Raw genomic sequence first — 23,365 nt, forward strand, 5'->3', positions numbered from 1 at the left:
GTTCACCCCTCACACATTTTTAGGTTGTATGAAGGGAGAATCTTTAAATTAGTTTCTGCTGTTAACTAACCCGGCTGCTAAATGATTTGAGTGCCCGGGTTTGAGGGCCTAAGTTCCCATCTTTCCCCCTCTAAAAACTCTAGAATTAGCTGATGGTATTGACTTAAGCTAGGACGATGACCAACACTAATAAAAGTGGTTTCTGTTTCTAGGAGATGTTCGTAGAGATTTTTTTCGTTGCCAATATCTAAAGCACTGGTGGCTTCGTCTAAAATAGCATATTTAGGACGACTAATCAGCAAACGAGCAAAAGCTACTCGTTGTTGTTCTCCCAAAGAAAGCAGCACTGACCAATCTTTTTCAAGTTCAAAACCGCCAAATCTTTCCGCTAAGTCCCCTAATTTCACCATCTGCAAGATTTCTTCCAGTTTTTGGTTACTAATATCCAGGTCTATATTAGGATAAAGCAGTTGTTCGCGCAGTGTCCCTAAAATCATATAAGGACGCTGAGGTAAAAAGAAAATTTCTTCAAGTTTAGGACGATAAATCGCTCCTGTTCCTGATTTCCAAAGTCCGGCAATGGCTCTTAATAAAGAACTTTTTCCACAGCCGCTTGCTCCCATCACTAATAACCCTTGTCCAGGTTGCAGAGAAATGGATAAGTCTTGGAAAAGAGTTCTTTGATAGTTAGGGGTTTCTAAAGTTAAATGTTCAATTCCTAAACGATTAGCTTCTATAGTATCAATGGTTGGCCTAGGAATGATTTCTCGTCTTTTTTCTGTGGGGGTTGGCTCTAGATACTCATGAAATGTGTATAAACGATCAACTCCGGCAGCAAAGCTAGTCAAATTCTGAAACTCACTCACAATAATATTAAGGGAGTAAAAAATCTTCAAAAATGCCCCTTGAGCTTCTCGTACTGCCCCCACTTCAAATTGTCCTGATAAAACCGAAGGAGCAACAATTACCGCCGGTAAAATGTAAGGGATAAATTCATAAATGTTTTGAAACATTCCTAAATATAAATTTGTCCAGATAATTAGGCGATTGTAATTATCAAAAACTCGTTTAAATAATTCCTTTAATTGGTTTATTTCTCGTTCTTCTCCTCCATAAAAAGCAATGGATTCAGCATTTTCTCGAATCCGAACTAATCCAAAACGGAAATCAGCTTCTTTTCTTAACTGTTCAAAATTTATTTTAATCAGTTTATTACCATATATTCCCGTAGTGATTAAAACCCCAAAAACCCCATAAATTAACAGGAAAAAAACTAAAGAGGGGGAAAACTTCCAAAGAACCACACTAAAAGCAATAACGGTAAAAACTGACTGAAGAATTAACAAACAATAGTTCAAAGAAGATAGAGTAAAACTTCTAATGTCTTCAGTAATTCGTTGATCTGGATTGTCAATTTCGCTGGTGAAATAATTAATCTTATAATAAGATTTGTTGCTAAAATATTCATTTAAAAAACGATGAGTTAACCACTGTCGCCAATAAAGACCTAGCTTGTCTTGGCAATAATAAAAGCCGGTAAATAAGGGAACATAAATAATTAAGACCCCCAGAAAAGTAAAGATACTATTCCAAAATCTCTTAAGATTTTTATCAGCTAAAGCCGAAAAAATTTCTCCCTGTTGAGTATTTATCGTGACATTTAATTGAGTATAAATAACTAATAAAACGATGAGAAGTGCGAGAAGACCAAGGGCCCGCCATTTTTCATTGCTCCACCAGTAGAGTTGTGCGATCGCCCAAAACCGCTTGAAAAATTTCAGATTTAATCGTTTCATTGTTTTGTTATACCATTTTGATCAATTAAAACAACAAATTGCTCTAGCAGTAAAGGGTAAGGGTAAATCTATCAGCTTTCCCTTTTTTGTTTCACTTTTTTCTCATGCTTACTATTGGTAGCATAGTTTGGTTATACTTGTAGCCTATTGGGGTTACCCATCCTCGACAAGCTCTATAATAGAAAGGTTGTCCTTATATAGTTAAAGGAGTAATTATGGCAGTTCCTAAGAAGAAAACCTCAAAAGCCAAACGAGATCAGCGCCGCGCCACCTGGAGACGGCAAGCGGCTTTACAAGCTCAAAGAGCCTTATCTCTGGGTAAATCAGTGCTAACAGGACGTTCTAATAGCTTTGTCTATCCACAGGATGAAGAAGAAGAAGACGATGAAGAATAAATAAAATATACGTTATAACTAATCTAGGTATTAGCCTAACCATAGCCAATACCTACCCACCTATCACCTAATCCCATTTTCCATCCTTCCACCAGTCGAAGGAGGGATTAACCCATCATTGTTATTATGTTGTTGTGTTCCACTAACGGCTCTCAAAACTATGTTAGGGAAATTCTTTAACAAACCAGACCCCGAATTAAGTGATCGCGTTCCCCCCGGTCAATACTTAACTAAAGGGTTTCCTGTCCTTACCTACGGTGAAACCCCTGTGATCGGCACCAGCGAATGGCAATTTAGCGTCTGGGGAATGGCTAAACCCAAAACTTTTACCTGGTCAGATTTTATGAATCTGCCGCAACATGAATTCACTCAAGACTTCCACTGTGTCACCCGTTGGTCAAAATTAGATGTCCAATGGACAGGAATTAAAGTCAGTGATTTTATGAAGCTGATCGAACTTGAACCCGGGGTAACTCATGTTATGCAACATTGTTATGGGGGTTACACGACTAATTTAGACCTTGATGAATTTTGGCGAGAGGATAACTTTTTCGCCTTTAAATTGTTTGGTGAACCTCTGCCGGCAGAACATGGAGGACCCATGCGGTTAGTAGTCCCTCATCTCTACGCTTGGAAAAGTGCCAAGTGGATCAATGGGTTAGAATTCCTGGCGGCTGAAGAACCGGGCTTTTGGGAACGAAACGGCTATCATAGACGCGGAGATCCTTGGACAGAGGAAAGATATGGAGGACTTTAACCGTTAAGCGTTATCAGTTTTCATCGGTGACTACTGACCCCTGATAATAGCTGTAACCTATGTCCTGACTGGCTTTTAAGGATGGAACAATCTGTTAGGGGTAGGTGTCTTTGCACTAAAAGATTCACAAAGGACAATCCCTGCGATGTCTGAGGTTAAATATAATGCTCCTATCACACTTTCGACGCTCATGGTCATAGGGGTAAGCGTCATTACCTTTACTTCTATTGGGTCAATTGCTTCGAGTCGAGCGCAAGCTTTATCTAGTCCCCAACCATTGGCTAAGACTTCTAATAATCTCATTTTACCAGCCGGCACGCAAATCCCCGTTAAATATGACCAATCCGAGAAAATTCTCTTAACAAAAGAAGATACAATGGCTCTAACTTTAAAGGTCGCTACTAATATCACTTATGCAGATGGGACAATTATTATCCCAAATGGCAGTGAAATTGTTGGCGAAATTAAACCTTCCGGCAAAGGGTCTCAGTTTTTTTCCCAAAAAATTTTCATTAAATCCCCAAATCAAACTCATTTACAAACCTCTTTAGATGCTATTTCTCAAATCATAACTAAAATAGAAACCCTGATTAAAGGAGTGGATACAGAACAAATTTTAAAAGGAGCCACTTTAGGAAATAAGGCAGAAAACTTAATAGCCTCTTTTAAAAATTATAACCGCCACCGAAGAAGAACCGTCAATTCATCGGAATTAGAAGCCTTAGCCGGCTGGTTTTTAAGTTCAGAAACTTTAGAATTAATTTCAATTAATCCTGAAAAAGATTTGAATTTAACTTTGCGTTCCGAGCTAGTTTTAAAATAGTTTTTTGAAACAATGTAGAGACTTGGCCGGGGCTAGTCTTTCTCCATTCAAAAACCAGATTAATCGTTGATAACCAAGGTGGGCAGTACCCACCTTTAAAATTATCTCTGTACAGGAATAAAAGAAGCACTAACACTATAATTAACAGGAACTATTTGAGCCGCAAGTCCTTGACTCATTAACTGTTGAACTCGTTTTTGTGCCTCTCCTTGTTCAGTAAATAATCCTGCGTAAATCGCTTCATTATTAGTCTGAAGATAGGCAAAAGGTTCTATCTGTCTTACCTGTGATAATAAAGATTCATCGTTGGAGATGGCTTTTTGTACCATCACCTCAACCCGATAAAATTCTACTAATTTATCACCAGCATTCGCAGGCGTTGAGTAATAGGGTTGAGGCGCTTGAAAATTATACTCTTGCTGTACAGATTGAGATGGCGGTGGGGTTGGAGTAGACTCAAAATAAGGAATTGTCGTTATCGTCTCGCCTTGTTCAGATGATGAAGTCTCATCTATGGGTGTCATGGATGGCGGAGGCGGCAGTTCACTTAGCAGCAAAGGCGAAGTTTGAGCAATGGACATAGCACAATAGGTAATATTCCAACCCGTCAAACCTGAAAAGATTAACAAAAATTGACTGAGTTGTCCAGAAAATTTCCCTGATAGAGAAAATAGGCGAATCTTAATCATGATTTTTATTCCTCACACCATCTACTTAAATGAGTTAGAAGTTGATACACAACAAGGGTGAGGAGTGAGTAGAAATTAGTGGTTAGTGGGTCTTTAACTACGCCTCAATTATACCGTTGATAATGTTAGCATTGATGAGACGAATAATTAATTATGACAAATTCATCTTTAAATCTATGAACCCAGTCGTCGTCGGCCTATCCGGTGGAGTTGACAGTTCTACCGCCGCCGCTACCCTACATCATCAAGGATATGAAGTCGTTGGTCTAACCCTTTGGTTAATGAAGGGGAAAGGACAATGCTGTAGTGAGGGGATGGTAGATGCCGCTTTTATTTGTGAACAGTTGGGAATTCCTCATCATATTGTCGATAGCCGCGACGTTTTTCAGGAAAATATCATAGATTATTTAGTATCGGGTTATGAAGCCGGTATTACCCCTTTACCCTGTTCTCAGTGCAATAGGGCGGTTAAATTCGGCCCCATGTTACGCTATGCGCGTCAAGAGTTAGGCATTGACTGTATTGCTACCGGTCATTATGCCCGAATTCGCTATGATGAAACGACTCAACGTTATCAATTATTACGCGCCGTTGATCGCAATAAAGATCAATCCTACTTTCTCTATGACCTAACTCAAGATTTATTGGCGGGTACAATTTTTCCATTAGGAAATCAAACCAAGGAAGAAACCCGACGTATTGCCAATGAGTTTGGACTGAAAACAGCCGATAAACCCGAAAGTCAAGATTTATGCTTAATTGAGGCTCATGGGTCAATGCAGGCGTTTTTAGACCAATATATCCATCAAAAAGAGGGCGATATCGTTGACCTCAAAGGGAAAGTCTTAGGAAAGCATAAGGGTATCCATCACTATACTATCGGTCAACGCAAAGGCATCGGAGTAGCTGCGGCTGAACCGCTCTATGTGGTTAAATTAGACCCAGTGATGAATCAGGTTATCGTGGGAAACCGCGCCGATGCCGGCAAACCCGAATGTAGCGTTAGCCGCATGAATTGGGTTTCTATTGCTGAACCTTCTAGTCCTATTCATACTGAAGTACAAGTGCGTTACCGGAGTTCTGCGGTTCCTGTGGATGTGATTCCTTTAGGCGATAATCGCGTTAAATTGGTGTTTGATGAACCTCAGTTTGGGATAACTCCCGGACAAGCGGCTGTGCTTTATGATGGAGAGGTGCTACTCGGCGGCGGCATTATTGAGAAATTTCCAGATTCTTAAGCGCTAAATTTATATGTGTAGGTTGGGTTGAGGCGGCGAAGGAAACGAAACCCAACATTATTTTTAACTTTTGTGCCTATGAAAACATTAATAAAATTAAAGATTGAACGTTTTTTTGAAAATGAAGCCGAGTATTTTGTCGCCACCAGTGATGATTTACAAGGGTTAGTGGCAGAGGGAAAAACGATACAAGAAGCGATAGAAATTGCTGAAGATGTAGCTAAAGGTTTGTTAGCTTTGGAAAAAGAACTCAATGATAGTTTGCAGTTACAAGCTGTCCCCTCTCAGTTTGAATATCCGCTAATTATGGAGGTGTAATGGGGCGGTTAGCAGGGTTTTCTTATCGAGAAGTGACTAAAAGGTTCAGTATTGAGGGGGTATGGGGCGATCGCTTAAAGTTTCTCAAGAATATATATCACGAGTTAAGTCATCTCTACAACGAAATGGTTATCCGTCTCAGCAAGCACTAGCTGATGATGCCGGCTTTTCTTTATCTACCGTTAAAAACTTTCTCAATGGTAAACCAATAGATCACCTGAATTTTATTGAACTGTGTGAAAAACTCGGGTTAGATTGGCAAGAAATCAGTAAAACTGAGCTTATCTCTGATGACATTTCTCTAGAAAATTCTCCTTTTATTACAGGAACTCCCATTACTCACCCTCGTTATTTTTTCGGCAGAGAAAAGGAAGTCAAGCGGCTTTTTAATCTTCTGAAACGTCATCCTCTACAAAATGCGGCTATTATTGGTAAGCGCCGCAGTGGGAAAACTTCTTTATTACACTATCTTAAAACGATTACAACTACTCCTGTTAACCTGTTACGCCCGGCTCAAAAATCGGATTGGTTGCGCTATCCTGAACATTATCAATGGGTGTTTGTGGATTTTCAAGATTCCCGCATGGCTAGTCAAGAATATTTATTACGTCATATTTTAGAGGGGTTAGAAATATCTTTATCTGGAGACTGTAATTTAGACCGATTTATGGACATAGTCAGTAGTAAATTAAATACTTTTTCGATTATTTTAATGGATGAAATAGGAACGGCTTTAGATAGATATTCCCAATTAGATGATGATTTCTGGAGTAGTTTACGCTCTTTAGGAACTAACCAAACTAGAGGTAAGTTAGCTTTTATTTTAGCGGCTCATGAGTCCCCTATTGAATTATCCAAAAATACTGGGCATGATTCGCCTTTTTTTAATATCTTTGGTTATACAACTGTTTTAGGAGCTTTGACGGAAACAGAAGCGTTAGAATTAATCAATAGTTCTCCTATTTCTTTTGCTCAAGAAGATATAGAATGGATTTTAGAACGGAGTCAATGTCATCCTTTTTTGTTACAGATTCTTTGTAGAGAAAAGCTATGGAGTTTGGAAGATGGGGAAATAGCGGAAGATTGGAAAGAGGAAGGTTTAAGGGAAATTAATCCATATTTATATTTATTATAGCACTCTAACCATGAAGGGTTGGGGACAACCGAACAAAGCCCGCCTGCGCGGGCTAAATACACAAATATTTAATTTTTGAAAAATGTATAAATTATGATTCAGGAATTGGTTGATTTAAAAGAAAGTATTTTAAGCGGGCGTTATCAAGATGCTTTGGCTATTGTCGATGAATTGGAAGGAATGGGCAAACAGGCAATTATTAGAAATATTGAATCATTTTTAGTTAGGCTGTTAATTCATTTAATTAAAAATTAAGTTGAGGAACGCTTAACTAATTCTTGGGTTGCTTCTATTGTTGATTCAATTAGTCAAATTAAAAAGCTCAATTTGAAGGATAATAAAACATCTTATTATATTTAACAATACAAAATATAGATTACCTAACCGTTTTATATTCTAGCCCGCGAAGGCGGGCTTCGCTCGTATAGCCGAACCCTTCAGGGTTACGGCGCTTTAGGGTTACTCAAAAAAACATAGATCCAAACCGCAACAGTCGCAACCAGCAACAACGGAGGAGATTGAATTAGTGACATATAAATCACTATAATCTCCAATAAGGTTTTGATGTTATCTAAATCTTTCATAAATGCCCTTTGAACTCGACAATTTAACTATCCCCTAGGGAAAGTTGAGAACCGAGGCGAGAAAAAAAGAAAAATAGCTGACTTTAGGTTGACTAGAGGGTGAGATATAGTTGAGTTATAGAGTAGGCAACTACAAACGAATAAATTTTAATTTGCCTATGCCCTCATTACCTCCCAACCTGTACAACCATTCTCCCGAATTACACCCTAATCTGTTTATCGGTAGTTTACAACTTCTTTACTGGTTAATATGCCGCCCTAGCGCTTGGAATAATTACATCGAACGCCTCAAAACTGGAGGTTCTGTCTGGAAAAATAGGGCATTCTGGCGGGCACTCCTTCAGGGATATATAATTTTACCCTTGTTCGAATATCTCTTAATTATTTTAGGATTCTGGGTAAGAGGCGAGTTAACACAAGAAGTTGCTTTTCTTGTGGCGGGAGGCGTGGCGTTTGGCGTGGCGGGTGGCGTGGCGGGTGGCGTGTACTTTGGCCTGTCCTTTGGCGTGGCGGGTGGCGTGGCGGGTGGCGTGTACTTTGGCCTGTCCTTTGGCGTGGCGGGTGGCGTGTCCTTTGGCGTGGCGGGTGGCGTGGCGGGTGGCGTGTACTTTGGCCTGTCCTTTGGCGTGGCGCTAGGCGTGGCGCTAGGCGTGGTGGCAGGCGTGGGGGTAGGCGTGGAGAAAGGCGTGGAGAAAGGCGTGGAGACAGGCGTGGGGGTAGGGGTGATCTTTGGCGTGATCTTTGGCGTGATCTTTGGCGTGGCGGGAGGCGTGATCTTTGGCGTGGCGGTAGGCGTGATCTTTGGCGTGGCGTTTGGCGTGGCGGTAGGCGTGGAGAAAGGCGTGGAGACAGGCGTGGAGACAGGCGTGGGGGTAGGCGTGGTGGCAGGCGTGGCCGTAGGGGTGGCGTTTGGCGTGGCAGGAGGAGTGGTTTCTTGTATCAGCATTATTCTTTACTTCTACCGCTCTTTTTTTGCCTTTCCTCTACTCTTTCTCTGGGACAATTTTATCTATCGTCTCGATCAAATACTTTTCTCAAAAAAACCTAGGCTTCTCCGTTATAACGCCGCTTTTTGGGATGAATATCAATTCTTACCCCTACTGGGCCTAGATAAACATCTTCTCTTAATCCTAGAACGCAACCCCATCGAAGGACAAGCCGCCCTCAACTACCTACTAGATACCCGTCAAAAATGGGCGGCACAAGCCGCACTACTAGAATTAGAATGGCGTAAACTAGAACGCTGTCAAGACATTATTACCTTATCCCAAGTCCATCAAATTCTAGCAGAAAGTAGCGAGGAAGATTCTCTAAACAAACTTTTTAACTCTTTCAAAACCATTAGCGAAGACGTTAACTCTGCCCTCAACCAAAAAAGCATCTTTAACCAGCGTACAAACCTAGAAAATATCTCTAAGCACCTAGAACAAACTATCTCAGGAATAAATCTCAGTAATAATAAATATGCCCCTCGTTTATCTACTATTGCCCGCCATTGGCAACAAATCATCACCGATAAAATAGAAGAACTCAGAGAATTAGTTGAATATCATCAAGAAATCGATAACCCTTACATCTTTGGTGTACCCCTCAATGAACAAATTCAAATCTTTATGGGGCGTACCAGCATCGGATTAAAAATCGAAAAATTAATCATTGATCGCCGCCGCCCTCCCATCTTACTCTATGGACAGCGCCGCATGGGCAAAACTTCCCTCCTCAACAACTTAGGAAAACTCCTACCTAACTCTATTATTCCCCTATTTGTTGACTTACAAGGGCCAGTATCTAGTTCTAAAGATCATATAGGACTACTCTACAATATCGCTAGACAGATGCAAGAATCAGCCAAGCGGCAAAACTACTTAAAACTACCCCCAATAAGCAGAGAAATTTTAGCCGATGATCCCTTTACTCGTTTTGATGAATGGTTAGATGGAGTCGAAGAAATTTTAGGAGAAAAAGTCGCCTTATTATCCCTCGATGAATTTGAAACTTTAGATACAGCAATTACTAAAGGAAGATTTGATGAAGAAGATGTCTTAGGGTATCTGCGCTATCTGATCCAACATCGCCCTAAATTTAAAATCATGATCGCAGGGAGTCACACTCTAGAAGAATTTCAACGGTGGGCGAGTTATTTAATCAATGTACAGGTGTGTCACGTCAGTTATTTACAAGAAGAAGAAGCGAGAAAATTAATTGAAAATCCCATCCCAGAATTTACCCTACGCTACGAACCCGAAGCCGCAGAAAGAATATTAAAAATTACCCGATGTCATCCCTGTTTAGTACAATTATTATGTTCAGAAATCGTCAACTATAAAAACGAACAACCTACCGAAGTCCGACGACTAGCCACCCTAAAAGATATAGAAGCCGCTATCCCAGAAGCACTACAGACGGGAAGTTTCTTTTTTGCTGATATTGAAACGAATCAAATTGATGAAATAGGTTTAAAAGTATTACGATTTATCGCCCAAAAAGGAGAAGGAAAAATAACAGATTATCAAACTTTAAAACAACACTTTGAGCCAGATTTAGAAGCGGCTTTAGAATTGCTATTAAGGCGGGAATTAATTGAGCCGCTAGACAATGGCTACTGTTTCCAAGTGGAATTAATTCGTCGTTGGTTTATTGAATAAGCGGCTCTCTCCTCATCTAGTCTAAACTTTGATTAATTTGATTATGTGAGCAACTATGAGCAGTTTTATCGATAATTTTCTCAAAATCCAGCACTCTTATAGTATTCATTTAATCATCTTAATCATAGTTATAATTTAGCCCGCGTAGGCGGGCTTTGTTCGGTTGGCCCTCATCCTTCAGGGTAAAGGCAAAATCTTAAATTTATAAAGCTTGGGCCCTCAACCAAGCAACCGGTAAAAAAAGCATTTTTTGAGCCGTTGGGACATAAGCCCGTTTAGTAAAGACATCATAGTCATTCATTTCTATCACATCTAAAATACCCTGATAGAGCATCAATGCCGACCAAACAGGCCAACGAGAATCAGGACTAAGGGCACGAATGCCGCGTTCTGCTTCATCGTAATATTTCCTTGCTCTAGAAATTTGAAAACGCATCAAAGCACGCCAACGATCATCAATTACCCCGTTAAACAAATCTTCTTCAGAGTAATCAAATAATTTTAAATCTTCTAGCGGCAAGTAAATGCGGCCTCGTCCGGCATCTTCTCCCACATCCCGAAGAATATTCGTTAACTGGTTAGCAATTCCCAGAGCGATCGCTTCTTCAGTAGGAATATAAAGCGGCTGATCCTTTTCCCAGGGGGCTGTTCGATATCTTTCATCTACCCCTAGTACCGCACTCGACATCAACCCCACTGTCCCCGCTACTCGATAACAGTACAGGTTCAATTCTTCAAAGGTTTCATAGCGACTGCGGTAGAGATCCATTCGCTGTCCGGCGATCATATCTCGAAAGGGGGCAATATCCATCGGAAAGCGTTTTAACGTATCTACCAAAGCCACATCCGCATCATCTAGGGGATGACCAGCAAAGACACTTTCGAGATGGTCTTCCCAGCGATCTAGGGTTTCTGGCGTGGTTAATTTGGCATTGGGGCCATCCACCAGTTCGTCTGTACGACGACACCACACATAGATCGCCCAGATAGCTTGACGTTTTTCTGGCGGCATCAATAAAGTGCCTAAATAAAACGTTTTAGAGTATTTCTCTGTAATCTGGCGACAGAGTTCATAAGCCTCTTCAATCGAGGCTAGAGGTTGGGTTGGTTGAGTCGGTCTAGGCAGTTGCAGCATTCAGCAGAGGCAGAATGATGGTCTATTATAGGGATATTGAGCCGTAAGCCAATTAAAATTCTCTCATTCATTGGGTCTTTAGTCATTAGTAACTCAGCAAAAACTTTGCAAAACTTGAGAAATTAAATTCCCAAGAAGACTAATGACTATGGACACCATTTAGACAAGGGTTGCTTCTCCAGCAATTGAAGAAGTGGATGTCTTAGGAGAATAGTCTTGGGCGATCACACTAGCGGCTTGTTTGCCAGAAAGCACGGCTCCTTCCATACTTCCCAGATAACGCTGCATTGTGTAATCTCCAGCAAGATAGAAATTGGCAATAGGAGTTTTTTGGTCGGGGCGACAAGCTTGTCGTCCGGGAGTGGCTTTATACACTGAACGCGGGGTTTTCACCACGTGATACTTGAGCAATTTAGCCGGATTATCTCCCGTAAAATGTTGGGGAAAGAGTTTTTCTAACTCCGCCATTGTCGCTGCAATAATTTCGGGATCTGACTTTGTGATCCAATCTTTAGCGGGGGCCAAGACTAGCTCCAGCATCGAGCGATCGGGGTTAGCATATTCCTTACAAGTGTTGCTCATATCAGCATACACACTCAGTAAGGGAGAACGGGAAAACAGTAAATGATCTATCTCGGTTAGCTTACGATCAAACCAAAGATGAAGATTAATGACTGGTACCCCTTCTAACCCCTCTAACTTTTTAAAAAAGTCCATTTCCCGCCAAGGTTTCGGTAACATCACCTTCAAGGGATCTACCGGCATAGCAGAAACATATAAATCGGCTGTTAAAATTTCATCGGCGGCCCCATCAACTCCTCGAATAATGAAACTCTGGACCGTTCCATCATGATTGAGTAAAATTTCTTTTAGGGGAGCATTTAAGCGAACTTCGCCGCCTTTAGAAGTAATGTAGTCTACTAAAGGTTCACATAAACGTTCTGTCGGCGAACCATCCAGAAACGCCATTTTTGAGCCATTTTTTTCTTGTAAAAAACGGTTGAGGGCAGTTAGCAGGATCGTGGCAGAAATTTCATCAGGGTTAATGAAGTTTAACGCTTTTGACATGGCGATAAACACTTCTTTTTCTACTCTCTTGGGGATGTTGTGTTTTTGCAACCACTCAGAGAAAGAATAACGATCCATTTCCTCCACATAACTTTGACCCTTGATCATGGCAGGGATCAAACCTATCCCGAATAGAATTTTTTCGGGCCAGGTGAGCATATCATTATTACGGAGGATCGCCATCACGCCATTTATGGGGGCGGGGATGTCAGGAAAATCAAAACGGGAGTAGGTTCCGGGTTTTTCAGGTTGATTGAAGATCATGCTATGTTCTTTCCATTGCAGACGCTCTTCAATCCCTAGCTCCTTAAATAGCTGTAACATATTGGGATAAGCCCCAAAAAAAATATGGAGTCCAGTTTCATACCAGTCTCCATCTTCGTCTTTCCAAGCGGCAATTTTGCCACCTAGAACATCTCGACGTTCAAGAACAATCGGGGTAAATCCTGCATCAACTAGATACTTGGCGCAAGATAATCCCGCTAAACCGGCTCCGGCGATCACTACTCGCATTGACAATAACTACTTAATCGCTGCTTGTGTTTAACATCTTTTTTATTATACTTTGCATTTTGTAACATTTTCTTTAACAAGATAAAATTCGAGGAAAATTTAGATCATACACAATTGTTGACAATAGACTGTCACCCTAGTCAAAGTCGTTGTAAACTTAGCTTTGCTGCGGATTTACGAGGATGTGAAATGGAACTCGAATACCCCGATGATCTAAGATATCTCGATACTCACGAATACGTTCGTCTAGATGGCGAAATTGCAACCATAGGCATTAGCGCTTATGCGATCGAACAACTCGGTGATCTGGTTTTTCTAGACTTACCCGAAATAGGAGATCCGGTAGAAGTGGGTGAAACTTTTGGTCGTGTCGAATCGGTAAAAGCGGTTGAGGACCTTTATCCTCCCGTGTCTGGTACGGTAATAGAACGCAATGAAGCGATGATCGACTCTCCAGAACACATCGCCGATGATCCCTATGGGGAAGGATGGTTATTAAAAATACGGGTGGTCAATCCTGATGCTGAACTTGATGAAACCTTAACGGCCGACGAGTATCGCGCTCAAGTAGAAGGAGACACCTGAAGGTTGATCCTCTCAAAGAGCGAATCTACCTATGTCCTCAGATCCTTGGGTCTGAGGCTATCTGTTCTGATGACATTTTCAATTAGCAACTAAATGCCATTGACGATGCTCTCCGATTTGCTGCTGAATTTCCTTGAAGCGCTGCCAACAGTGATTGTACTGCTGTAAAGGGAGTTCATCACTCTTAACCACCCAAGTCAAGGGAACTTGCTGATTGTGGACTTTGGTCGCATCAATAAAAACATCTACACTGACTAGCTTAGAAAAAGCGATATTCCCCGGCAGTTCCCGGGCCATGATATAGCCGAGTGCCTCAAAAATGATTTCAAAACCGCACGAATCGAGAATTTCATTGAGTAAAGAGGGGAGTTGCTCGATCTCAGCGTTAACTAAATAAGAACAAGTATAGCGAGCCATAAAAATTAGCCTAAATTATCTAGCTGTGATCAATTTTAATCAAGATTCTCATCTTCGATTCCTCATTCAAAATTTTTGCCCCCCGAAAAAAAATCCTCGACTTCTCCCCCAATATGCTATCCTAGAAAAGTTGTCTAATTTACGCACATCTAGGGGTTCGGGTGTTTCAACAACGAAATTCACCTGGATGGAGGCTAAACCCGAATAGGAGAAAAAATAAATGTCAGTTGTAACTCTTAATGAATTACTCGAGTCAGGAGTTCACTTTGGTCATCAGACTCGTCGCTGGAACCCCAAAATGGCTCCCTACATCTATACGGCTCGTAACGGAGTTCATATCATCGACCTGGTACAAACCGCCGAATTGATCGAGGAAGCTTACGACTATATGCGTAAAGCCGCCGATCAAGGCAAAAAATTCCTGTTTGTGGGAACTAAGCGTCAAGCGGCTGGAATTATTGCACAAGAAGCCCTACGTTGTGGCTCTAACTTCGTTAACCAGCGTTGGTTAGGAGGAATGCTCACCAACTGGGAAACCATCCGCACTCGGGCTGAACGTCTAAAAGAATTAGAAGAGATGGAAGAAAGCGGGGCCATCTCTCGACGACCCAAAAAAGAAGCGGCTGTTTTACGTCGAGAATTGTTTAAACTGCAAAAATATTTGGGCGGCATTAAAACCATGCGCCGGATTCCCGATGTAGTGGTGATTATTGACCTAAAAAGGGAATATAACGCCGTTCAGGAATGTCAAAAATTAGGGATTCCCATTGTGGCCTTGTTGGATACTAACTGCGATCCTGACTATGTAGACGTGCCCATTCCGGGGAATGATGATGCAATTCGCTCAATTAAACTGATTATTGGGAAACTCGCCGACGCGATTTATGAAGGTCGTCATGGAGAAGTCGCCCCGGATGAAGATTATGAAGATTTTGATGAAAACTTAGAAAACGACTACGAAGAAGAAGACAACTACTCACAGGCAGATTGGGCATCTAAATATTCTGACGATGATGAGGAGTCTGACAGATAATTCATCTACTGATCGTGTAATCATGGTTATAGTTTAAACACACCAAATAAAGATGGCGGAAATATCGGCAAAACTGGTCAAAGAATTACGGGAAAAAACCGGCGCTGGCATGATGGACTGCAAAAAGGCGCTTTCCGAAAACGAGGGTGATCTTGTTAAAGCTACAGAATGGCTGCGACAAAAAGGCATCACCTCGGCTGAGAAAAAATCCGGACGCATTACGGCCGAAGGGCTAGTTCATAGCTACATCCATACAGGCGGCCGTATAGGGGTCTTGGTGGAAATCAACTGTGAAACCGACTTTGTCGCCCGAGGAGATACCTTTAAAGAACTCGTCAACAATGTGGCTATGCAGATTGCCGCTTGCCCTAATGTTGAATACGTCAATGTAGAAGACATCCCCGAGGCAGTTGCCCAAAAAGAAAAAGATATAGAAAAAGGGCGCGATGATTTAGCTGGTAAACCCGATAACATTAAAGACAAGATTGTTGAAGGTCGTATTGGCAAACGACTCAAAGAACTGTCCTTAATGGACCAGCCCTACATTCGAGACCAAAGCATTACTGTAGCAGAGTTAGTTAAGCAAACCATTGCTCAATTAGGCGAAAATATTCAAATACGTCGGTTTGTACGCTTTGTTCTCGGCGAGGGAATTGAAAAAGAAGAGAAAAACTTTGCTGAAGAAGTAGCTGCCCAAACCGGACAAAAAGTTGAAGAACCCAAAGCTGAAACAGCTACAGTAGAACCCCCTGCGGCTGAACCCGTAGTCGAAGTCGAAGCCCCTGCGGCTGAAGCGGTAGTGGAAGTAGAACCCCCTGCGGCTGAGGTTGAAACTAAAAACGAACAACCCAAAGCGCAGCCTGACAACAAACCCAAAGCCAGTCCTGCTAAAAAAGGGAAAAAGAAAAAGTAAGTTAATTCTCTTAACTCTGCTGTTTCTAAGGCAAAAGCAAGAAACTTTTCTTTGTCTTTTGCCTTTTTACTATATTGATTAATAACTTTTTACAGTTAAGAGCATTTAAACTTAATCTTTAAATTATCCAGTAATTTAGGCACAGAAAGCTTATCTATTATGGCTAGTAAAATTCAAAAACTTAAAGAAGAATTAGCTATCCTTGAAAATCAGACTTCCTTACTCTATGCTGAAGCTAAGGAAACCTATCAAAAATATTTAAAGACTTTAAGTCAGTCTGTTCAAAAACAATTAATATTAGCGGTTTATCAGATTTGTACTCAATCCTATCCTCAAGCTTTTCTTAAATTATCTTACAGTCAAAGACAAAAAATTCAAGAAAATATCAAAAGTCTCGGCAAAACCCTTGACCCTAAGCTTCTCAGTTATTTAGATAAAACAGATAACTTAGACTCAGAACCTGGCGCGAGTTTAAATATCATGGAACAAATGCTATTAAATTTATCAAATACTGAAACACCAGAAGAAGAAAAAACAATCGAAGACGAATTGTTATTACCCGTAGAATCAACCACACCCAAGAACACAGTAATTAATAATCCCAATCATTTAGTGAACTGGTGCAAAATGCTTGAACAAGGGATTGTTACCACTTTAAATAATTTATCTAAAGAGGTTAATCATTTATTACAACAAGCTCATATTTTGCCTTCTCAATTGCCTCCTCAAGTGTTAGATATGGCTATTCAAGCCGAAGAAGCAGGTCAACCGATGAGTGGCAGTCCCAATCTTTTAAATGTTATCGTAGAAACCGGAGCAAAAAATCTGGATGAAACAGCAGAAGAACCGGAAATCCCCTCAAAAATTACTAAAATTACGGCGCTTCATTTGCGCCTATCAGAAATCGAATTTGCTGATGCTAATTTAAGCTTACATCATAGAGAAATTAGAAATTTACTAGAGAAAATCGCTCAACTTAGAAAACAATACCAGAAAAAACAACGAGAATGTGCCGTTGCTGAAGCTGAAGCCGCTTGGCGGGCTTGCTGGTATGAAGAATAGTTAACAGTTAACAAAGAATTTTAATCAGAAATTCCCCTAATCCCTGAATAAAATCAACAGTTAACTGTTCACTTGTCACTCTTATCAATTATCAACAATGTTAATTATGTGTCGGTAGAGTGCTGTTTATTTTGAATATGACTTAAAATCGTTTCTTGAATCTCCCCAGGAGTCATAGAAGCAGGATAAACTTGACTGGAGGGTTGAGCCGTTAAACGATCAACTAAGGCATAAAATGCTTCTTGATCATCCGGATGAGTAGCAACATATTTCCTTAATTCAGTTTTGCTCATTTGTTCAAAATTTGGCTTCATGATAAAAATTCCCAGTTACCATCACGACTAACTAAAATTTGTATATCCTCACCCGCTAAAATGAATACTTTACCATTACGCTCATCTAAACGCACCATATAAATAGGTTGGTAAGCCGTTGTTAAAGACTGACATAAGTATAAAGATTTCAGTGCTTGTTCTACTGTTGGAAGAATACTTACCTCGTTAAAATACTCTTGAATATTCCTATTTTACTTAAATTTATAGATTGGGTACTCTCCACCTTCCCCCCAATTCGCAAATCCGATAGGATAATATAGAGCCATATAGATGTACTATGACCGAGACACCAGACTGGATACGATTACAGAAAGCCCTATCAGTAGAAGCGGAAAGAGGGTTTACAGACTTACAGGGGAACCAATACCGCTTTCATGAGTTTCTCTGTTTAAATTTCGGACAGTCTCCCCCCATCGGAACCTCGTTAGATGATCGCCGGCGTTGGCAAGAAATGGCGGTTCAGTTTTCCCGTTACCCCGACTTAACTCTCACTCAACGACAACAGTTAGTCGCCGAAACTCGCCGCTTTTTGCAAGACTTACGACAAACCCTAGAAACCCCTCAAGAACCCCCAACCCCTAAATTACCGAAAACTGCGCCCGTTACTCACCAAACCTCTCAAACGAGACAGATTACCCTCGATCAACCCCTGAGCGCTTTAGTAGAAGTAGGCTACCGTAAAAGTGACTTATTAGCCCGTTTGGGATTAAAAACGGTACAAGACCTTCTATTTTATTATCCGAGAGACCATATTGATTATGCTCGTCAAGTAAATATTGCTAATCTAGTGGCCGGAGAAACCGTTACCATTATAGGTACAGTTAAACGCTGTAACTGTTTTACCAGTCCCAAAAATAAACAACTTTCTATTTTTGAACTATTAATTAAAGACCATACCGGACAAATCAAATTAAATCGCTTTTTTGCCGGAAATCGCTTTACTAACCGAGGTTGGCAAGAACGACAAAAACGATTATATGCTGTGGGTTCTCTAGTAGCGGCATCGGGTTTAGTCAAACAAAATAAATATGGATTGACTTTAGAAAATCCCGAAATAGAAGTTTTAGATAGTCTCGGTTCTAATATTGAATCTCTGAAAATAGGTCGGGTTTTACCGGTATATCCATTAACCGAAGGAGTTCCAGCAGACCTCATTAGAAAAGCCGTCATTGAAGCAATGGGTGCAATTGCTCAACTTAAAGATCCCCTGCCCAAAGATATACAAAATAGCTATGGATTAATTAAATTAAAAGAGGCAATTGCGAATATTCATTATCCCGAAACGCCCGAAATTCTTGCTCATGCCAGAAGACGCTTAGTTTTTGATGAATTTTTCTTTCTGCAATTAGGCTTTTTACAACGTCGTCAAGAACAAAAACAAACCCAAAAAAGTGCGAGTTTTAATCCGAGAGGAGAACTCATAGAAAAATTTAATGAAATATTACCCTTCGCTTTAACGGGTGCCCAAAAACGGGTGATAGGGGAAATTCAACAAGATTTAAAAGGCACTACACCCATGAACCGGCTAGTACAAGGAGACGTGGGTTCAGGAAAAACGATCGTAGCCGTTTTCGCCATTTTAGCCGCTATCCAATCCGGTTATCAAGCCGCTTTAATGGCTCCCACAGAAGTCTTAGCCGAACAACATTATCGTAAATTAGTAGGATGGTTTAACCTGCTTCATCTTCCTGTAGAACTGCTAACCGGTTCGACAAAAGTCTCTAAACGTCGAGAAATTCATGCTCAATTAGAAAGCGGAGAATTACCCTTATTAGTGGGAACTCATGCTTTAATTCAAGACCCCGTTAACTTTCGGAATTTGGGGTTAGTAGTAATCGATGAACAGCATCGTTTTGGGGTGCAACAACGGGCGCGGTTATTAGCAAAAGGACAAGCCCCTCATGTTTTAACCATGACTGCCACGCCGATTCCTCGTACCTTAGCTTTAACGATACATGGGGATTTAGATGTAAGTCAAATTGATGAATTGCCCCCCGGTAGACAACCCATTCAAACAACAGCATTAAGCGGAAAAGAACGAACTCAAGCTTATGATTTAATTCGTCGAGAAGTAGCCCAAGGACGACAAGCTTATGTGATTTTTCCCCTCATCGAAGAATCAGAAAAATTAGATGTTCGTGCCGCCGTAGAAGAATATAAACGCTTATCGGAAACGATCTTTCCGGATTTTCAGATCGGGTTATTACATGGGCGCATGAGTTCAAGCGAAAAAGATGAAGCATTAAACGCTTTTCGGGATAATAAAACTCAAATTATTGTGTCAACCACAGTGATTGAAGTAGGGGTAGATGTGCCCAATGCGACGGTAATGTTAATTGAAAATGCCGAACGTTTCGGGTTATCTCAATTACACCAATTGCGGGGGCGTGTGGGTAGAGGTTCTCATAAATCTTACTGTCTGTTAATGAGTAGTAGCCGCACCCCGGATGCTCATCAACGTTTAAAAGTATTAGAACAGTCTCAAGATGGCTTTTTTATCTCAGAAATGGACTTGCGTTTTCGGGGACCTGGGGAAGTGTTGGGAACTCGTCAGACAGGTTTACCGGATTTTGCTTTAGCCAGTTTAGTGGAGGATCAAGAAGTATTAAACATTGCCCGTCAAGCCGCAGAAAGGATTATGATGGCTGATTCCAGCCTTAAGACGATGCCATCTTTGAAAAAAGCCTTAGATGAAAAATATCAACGAATGTTAGGGGCTGATATCTTAACTTAAACAAAATTTGACTTAAGCAAAACTTAAATATTAGCGACTAAACTTAAAATAAAAGTTAGGCTACATATTAGGTAGAAATTCTTGCGGTAACTGCTCAGTAGTTTTGAGTCTTAATAGGTTTCTACCTCTGCACTACTCATGCCTAACCCATTTAATTCTTAGCTTGTCGGAATATGCTTAAACCCCTCAAACCCGTTACCGACCCCGCCTACGATATCCTCCGTTCTGAATATCAGCCCCTAAGCTTTATCTTCAAACCCGACACCGTTGCTGTCATTGGTGCTACAGATAAAGAAGGTAGTGTAGGACGTACCCTACTGTGGAATCTCATCAGTAACCCTTTTGGCGGCACAATATACCCCATTAATCCCAAACGCCACAATGTATTAGGGATTCAAGCCTATCCCAATATTAAAGCAGTACCTGAACCGGTTGATCTAGCCGTGATCGCCACCCCCGCGCCAACTATTCCCGGAATTATTGCTGAGTGTGTGGAAGCCGGAGTACAAGGGGCCATTATTATCTCCGCAGGATTTCGAGAAATTGGTGCAGCCGGACTCGAGTTAGAACGGCAAATTCAAGAAATTGCCCGAGGAAAAATTCGTATTATCGGGCCCAATTGTTTAGGCGTGATGAACCCTAGAAACGGACTGAATGCCACTTTTGCCTCTGGTATAGCCCGCCCGGGTAATGTAGGATTTATCAGTCAGAGTGGGGCTATTTGTACCGCCGTTTTAGATTGGAGTATCTCGGAAAATGTCGGCTTTAGTGCTTTTGTTTCCATTGGTTCGATGCTCGATGTGAACTGGGGAGATTTAATCTACTATCTCGGCGATGATCCTCACACTCATTGTATTGTGATCTACATGGAATCTATTGGTGATGCTCGCTCTTTCCTCTCCGCCGCGCGGGAAGTGGCCCTCACCAAACCGATTATTATCATAAAAGCCGGTCAAACCGAAGCCGCCGCTAAAGCCGCTACCTCTCACACAGGAGCTTTATCCGGGTCTAAAGATGTGTTAGATGCTGCCTTCCGCCGTTGTGGAGTGTTGGAAGTCAATCGCATTTCAGAAATGTTTGATATGGCAGAATTATTAGGTAAACAATCTCGTTTGCCGAAAGGGCCTCGTTTAACCATTGTCACTAATGCGGGTGGTCCTGGAGTGTTAGCCACAGATGCTCTGATTAATACCGGTGGAGAATTAGCCGAACTCGCTCCAGAAACTATTGCTAAACTCAATCAAATTTTACCCGCAAACTGGAGTCATAGTAATCCTGTGGATATTTTGGGAGATGCCACTCCTGAACGCTACACAAAAGCATTCGATATTATTCAACAAGACCCTAACAGTGATGGAATATTAGTCATTTTAACGCCCCAAGCCATGACTGATCCCACCCAAACAGCAGAACAATTAAAAGCTTACATCCAGAAAAGCCAAAAGCCGGTTTTAGCGAGTTGGATGGGAGGAACAGAAATTACTGCCGGTGAAACGATTCTTAATAATAGTCGCATTCCGACTTATCGTTATCCGGATTCAGCCGCTCGTTTATTTAATTGGCTGTGGAAGTATAGTTATAATTTGCGGGGGATTTATGAAACGCCAGTCTTGCCGCATGACCAAGAAGGAATCCCTAACCGCGAGTTAGTTGACGAAATTCTGCAAACCGTGCGCTCCTGTGGACGTACTATTCTAACCGAATCAGAATCTAAGCAAATTTTAGGAGCTTATGGTATTCCCATTGTCAGGACCGCCACAGCGAAAACTGAAGATGAAGCGGTGGATTTTGCTGAATCCATTGGCTATCCTGTGGTGATCAAATTGTACTCCAAAACGATTACTCATAAGACGGATGTGGGAGGGGTACAATTAAATCTGACTGATGAAGAGGCTGTGCGATGGGCTTATCGCGATATTCAAACCTCCGTCACTCAAAAAGTAGGAGCCGAACATTTCCAAGGGGTGACTGTACAACCGATGCTCAATCTCAGTGGCGGCTATGAATTGATTATTGGTAGTAGTATTGATCCTCAGTTTGGTCCGGTGTTGTTATTTGGGACCGGAGGACAACTGGTAGAAGTTTTCCGCGATCATGCTATTGCCCTTCCTCCTCTGAATACCACCTTGGCACGACGGATGATAGAGCAAACAAAAATTTATAAAGCTCTCCAGGGAGTAAGAGGACGTAAAGCGGTTAATTTAGAAGCTTTGGAATATTTGTTAGTCAGATTTAGTCAGCTAGTGGTGGAACAACCTTGGATTAAAGAAATTGATATTAATCCTCTGTTAGCTTCTGCGGAACGCTTGACTGCCCTAGATGCTCGTGTGGTTCTTCATCCCCATGATACCCCAGAAGACCAACTCTCCCACCCGGCTATCCGTCCTTATCCAACGCAATATATTGTCCCTTGGACGATGCCAGATGGAACAGTCGTCAATATTCGTCCTATTCGTCCTGAAGATGAACCTTTGATCGTTAAATTAAATCATACGCTTTCAGAAGAAAGTGTTTACTTCCGATATTTTCATCTGATGACTCTCAGTAGTCGGATTGCTCATGAAAGGTTAACTCGGATCTGTTTTATTGATTATGACCGAGAAATGGCTTTAGTCGCTGAGTATAAAAATCCTGATACCGGAGAAAAAGAGATTTTAGCTGTGGGGCGTTTAAGTAAACTTCATGGCATTAATGAGGGAGAGTTTGCCATGTTGGTTAGTGATGCTTATCAACGTCGGGGGTTAGGAACAGAAATGTTGCGAAGGCTGGTTCAAATTGGGAAAGATGAAAAATTAGAGCGCATTAAAGCCGAAATTTTACCGGAAAATCGAGCCATGCAGCGAGTCTCAGAAAAAGTCGGTTTTCAACTTAAGCGCTCACCTGATATTGTGACGGCAAATTATCAGCTATAAGCTTGTTTCAAAAGCTATTTAGGAGATTATGCCCTCTTGCTCCTTTTAAAGACGCTGACACACCGTCAAAATGCAGAAAAACTGGTGCTTTGCCCGCCTGCGCGGGCTAAAATATTTATTAGTATTAAATAAATGAAAATTCATGATTAGTTGCGGCGATAACTCGACTATTGAAATTGTAAAGTTTCTGCAACAAATGGGAACACAAACCTTTTCTTAAAAGACTAACAGTATATAAATATCAAGCCATCCTAAAAAACTTTAATTTAACCGAGACA

General features: G+C 41.2%; 21 protein-coding genes. 14 read left to right on the plus strand and 7 right to left on the minus strand.

Annotated elements, in window-relative coordinates:
* Window positions 1-77: 77 nt before the first annotated feature.
* Window positions 78-1,796 (minus strand): ABC transporter ATP-binding protein/permease, encoded by a 1,719-nt coding sequence (locus tag CYAN7822_RS05890; protein WP_013321323.1) that lies wholly within the window; start codon window positions 1,794-1,796, stop codon window positions 78-80.
* Window positions 1,797-2,011: 215 nt separating this feature from the next.
* Between CYAN7822_RS05890 and rpmF the strand changes: the two genes are divergently transcribed.
* The 3 genes from rpmF to CYAN7822_RS05905 all read left to right on the plus strand — a co-directional run bounded on the left by rpmF (window position 2,012) and on the right by CYAN7822_RS05905 (window position 3,771).
* A complete protein-coding gene (gene rpmF / locus CYAN7822_RS05895) occupies window positions 2,012-2,191 on the plus strand; it encodes a 50S ribosomal protein L32 (RefSeq protein WP_013321324.1) in 180 nt (59 codons plus the stop codon).
* A gap of 160 nt (window positions 2,192-2,351) precedes the next feature.
* Entirely contained in the window at window positions 2,352-2,948 is a 597-nt protein-coding gene (locus CYAN7822_RS05900; protein ID WP_013321325.1) for a sulfite oxidase-like oxidoreductase, read from the plus strand.
* 145 nt (window positions 2,949-3,093) lie between these two features.
* The gene (locus CYAN7822_RS05905) at window positions 3,094-3,771 is read left to right on the plus strand and encodes a hypothetical protein (RefSeq protein WP_013321326.1); all 678 of its coding nucleotides are present in this window, start codon (window positions 3,094-3,096) and stop codon (window positions 3,769-3,771) included.
* A 101-nt stretch (window positions 3,772-3,872) separates the two neighbouring features.
* Here the strand turns inward: CYAN7822_RS05905 and CYAN7822_RS05910 are convergent, their stop codons facing one another.
* Window positions 3,873-4,460: a hypothetical protein gene (locus CYAN7822_RS05910; RefSeq protein WP_013321327.1), complete on the minus strand. Its 588-nt coding sequence runs from the start codon at window positions 4,458-4,460 to the stop codon at window positions 3,873-3,875.
* Window positions 4,461-4,636: 176 nt separating this feature from the next.
* Here CYAN7822_RS05910 and mnmA point away from each other — a divergent pair, with 176 nt between their 5' ends.
* From mnmA to CYAN7822_RS38955, 5 genes are all read left to right on the plus strand, one after another.
* Entirely contained in the window at window positions 4,637-5,698 is a 1,062-nt protein-coding gene (mnmA, locus tag CYAN7822_RS05915; RefSeq protein ID WP_013321328.1) for a tRNA 2-thiouridine(34) synthase MnmA, read from the plus strand.
* A 78-nt stretch (window positions 5,699-5,776) separates the two neighbouring features.
* The gene (locus CYAN7822_RS05920; protein WP_013321329.1) at window positions 5,777-6,016 is read left to right on the plus strand and encodes a type II toxin-antitoxin system HicB family antitoxin; all 240 of its coding nucleotides are present in this window, start codon (window positions 5,777-5,779) and stop codon (window positions 6,014-6,016) included.
* 61 nt (window positions 6,017-6,077) lie between these two features.
* Window positions 6,078-7,151 (plus strand): AAA family ATPase, encoded by a 1,074-nt coding sequence (locus CYAN7822_RS05925; RefSeq protein ID WP_013321330.1) that lies wholly within the window; start codon window positions 6,078-6,080, stop codon window positions 7,149-7,151.
* Window positions 7,152-7,244: 93 nt separating this feature from the next.
* Entirely contained in the window at window positions 7,245-7,406 is a 162-nt protein-coding gene (locus tag CYAN7822_RS40345; RefSeq protein ID WP_342635693.1) for a hypothetical protein, read from the plus strand.
* Between the two features lie 487 nt (window positions 7,407-7,893).
* Window positions 7,894-10,380: an AAA family ATPase gene (locus CYAN7822_RS38955; RefSeq protein WP_013321332.1), complete on the plus strand. Its 2,487-nt coding sequence runs from the start codon at window positions 7,894-7,896 to the stop codon at window positions 10,378-10,380.
* 202 nt (window positions 10,381-10,582) lie between these two features.
* Here CYAN7822_RS38955 and crtB read toward each other — a convergent pair whose 3' ends face one another.
* A complete protein-coding gene (gene crtB, locus CYAN7822_RS05940) occupies window positions 10,583-11,515 on the minus strand; it encodes a 15-cis-phytoene synthase CrtB (protein ID WP_013321333.1) in 933 nt (310 codons plus the stop codon).
* Between the two features lie 159 nt (window positions 11,516-11,674).
* A complete protein-coding gene (gene pds / locus CYAN7822_RS05945; protein WP_013321334.1) occupies window positions 11,675-13,096 on the minus strand; it encodes a 15-cis-phytoene desaturase in 1,422 nt (473 codons plus the stop codon).
* Window positions 13,097-13,285: 189 nt separating this feature from the next.
* On the opposite strand from pds, the gene gcvH reads away from it, so the two are divergent.
* Window positions 13,286-13,681, plus strand: coding sequence for a glycine cleavage system protein GcvH (gene gcvH, locus CYAN7822_RS05950; RefSeq protein WP_013321335.1), 396 nt, complete (start codon window positions 13,286-13,288; stop codon window positions 13,679-13,681).
* Window positions 13,682-13,759: 78 nt separating this feature from the next.
* Here the strand turns inward: gcvH and CYAN7822_RS05955 are convergent, their stop codons facing one another.
* Window positions 13,760-14,098, minus strand: a complete 339-nt coding sequence (locus tag CYAN7822_RS05955; RefSeq protein WP_013321336.1) for a hypothetical protein — start codon at window positions 14,096-14,098, stop codon at window positions 13,760-13,762.
* 220 nt (window positions 14,099-14,318) lie between these two features.
* On the opposite strand from CYAN7822_RS05955, the gene rpsB reads away from it, so the two are divergent.
* The 3 genes from rpsB to CYAN7822_RS05970 all read left to right on the plus strand — a co-directional run bounded on the left by rpsB (window position 14,319) and on the right by CYAN7822_RS05970 (window position 17,106).
* A complete protein-coding gene (rpsB, locus tag CYAN7822_RS05960; RefSeq protein ID WP_013321337.1) occupies window positions 14,319-15,131 on the plus strand; it encodes a 30S ribosomal protein S2 in 813 nt (270 codons plus the stop codon).
* Between the two features lie 52 nt (window positions 15,132-15,183).
* The gene (tsf, locus tag CYAN7822_RS05965) at window positions 15,184-16,044 is read left to right on the plus strand and encodes a translation elongation factor Ts (RefSeq protein WP_013321338.1); all 861 of its coding nucleotides are present in this window, start codon (window positions 15,184-15,186) and stop codon (window positions 16,042-16,044) included.
* 159 nt (window positions 16,045-16,203) lie between these two features.
* Window positions 16,204-17,106, plus strand: a complete 903-nt coding sequence (locus tag CYAN7822_RS05970) for a hypothetical protein (RefSeq protein WP_013321339.1) — start codon at window positions 16,204-16,206, stop codon at window positions 17,104-17,106.
* 104 nt (window positions 17,107-17,210) lie between these two features.
* On the opposite strand, the gene CYAN7822_RS05975 is transcribed toward CYAN7822_RS05970, so the two are convergent.
* Complete coding sequence (locus tag CYAN7822_RS05975; protein WP_013321340.1) at window positions 17,211-17,420, minus strand: DUF6887 family protein; 210 nt, start codon at window positions 17,418-17,420, stop codon at window positions 17,211-17,213.
* Window positions 17,417-17,623, minus strand: coding sequence for a DUF6888 family protein (locus CYAN7822_RS40480; protein WP_425365334.1), 207 nt, complete (start codon window positions 17,621-17,623; stop codon window positions 17,417-17,419). Before CYAN7822_RS40480 ends, CYAN7822_RS05975 begins: the two co-directional genes overlap by 4 nt.
* A gap of 95 nt (window positions 17,624-17,718) precedes the next feature.
* Here CYAN7822_RS40480 and recG point away from each other — a divergent pair, with 95 nt between their 5' ends.
* Both recG and CYAN7822_RS05990 read left to right on the plus strand, forming a co-directional pair.
* The gene (gene recG, locus CYAN7822_RS05985) at window positions 17,719-20,175 is read left to right on the plus strand and encodes an ATP-dependent DNA helicase RecG (RefSeq protein ID WP_013321342.1); all 2,457 of its coding nucleotides are present in this window, start codon (window positions 17,719-17,721) and stop codon (window positions 20,173-20,175) included.
* 173 nt (window positions 20,176-20,348) lie between these two features.
* Window positions 20,349-23,087 carry a bifunctional acetate--CoA ligase family protein/GNAT family N-acetyltransferase gene (locus tag CYAN7822_RS05990; RefSeq protein WP_013321343.1) on the plus strand — a complete coding sequence of 913 codons (2,739 nt, stop codon included), beginning with the start codon at window positions 20,349-20,351 and terminating at the stop codon, window positions 23,085-23,087.
* The last annotated feature ends 278 nt before the right edge of the window (window positions 23,088-23,365 follow it).

Origin of the sequence: Gloeothece verrucosa PCC 7822 (assembly GCF_000147335.1) — a bacterium.
Lineage (GTDB): Bacteria > Cyanobacteriota > Cyanobacteriia > Cyanobacteriales > Microcystaceae > Gloeothece > Gloeothece verrucosa.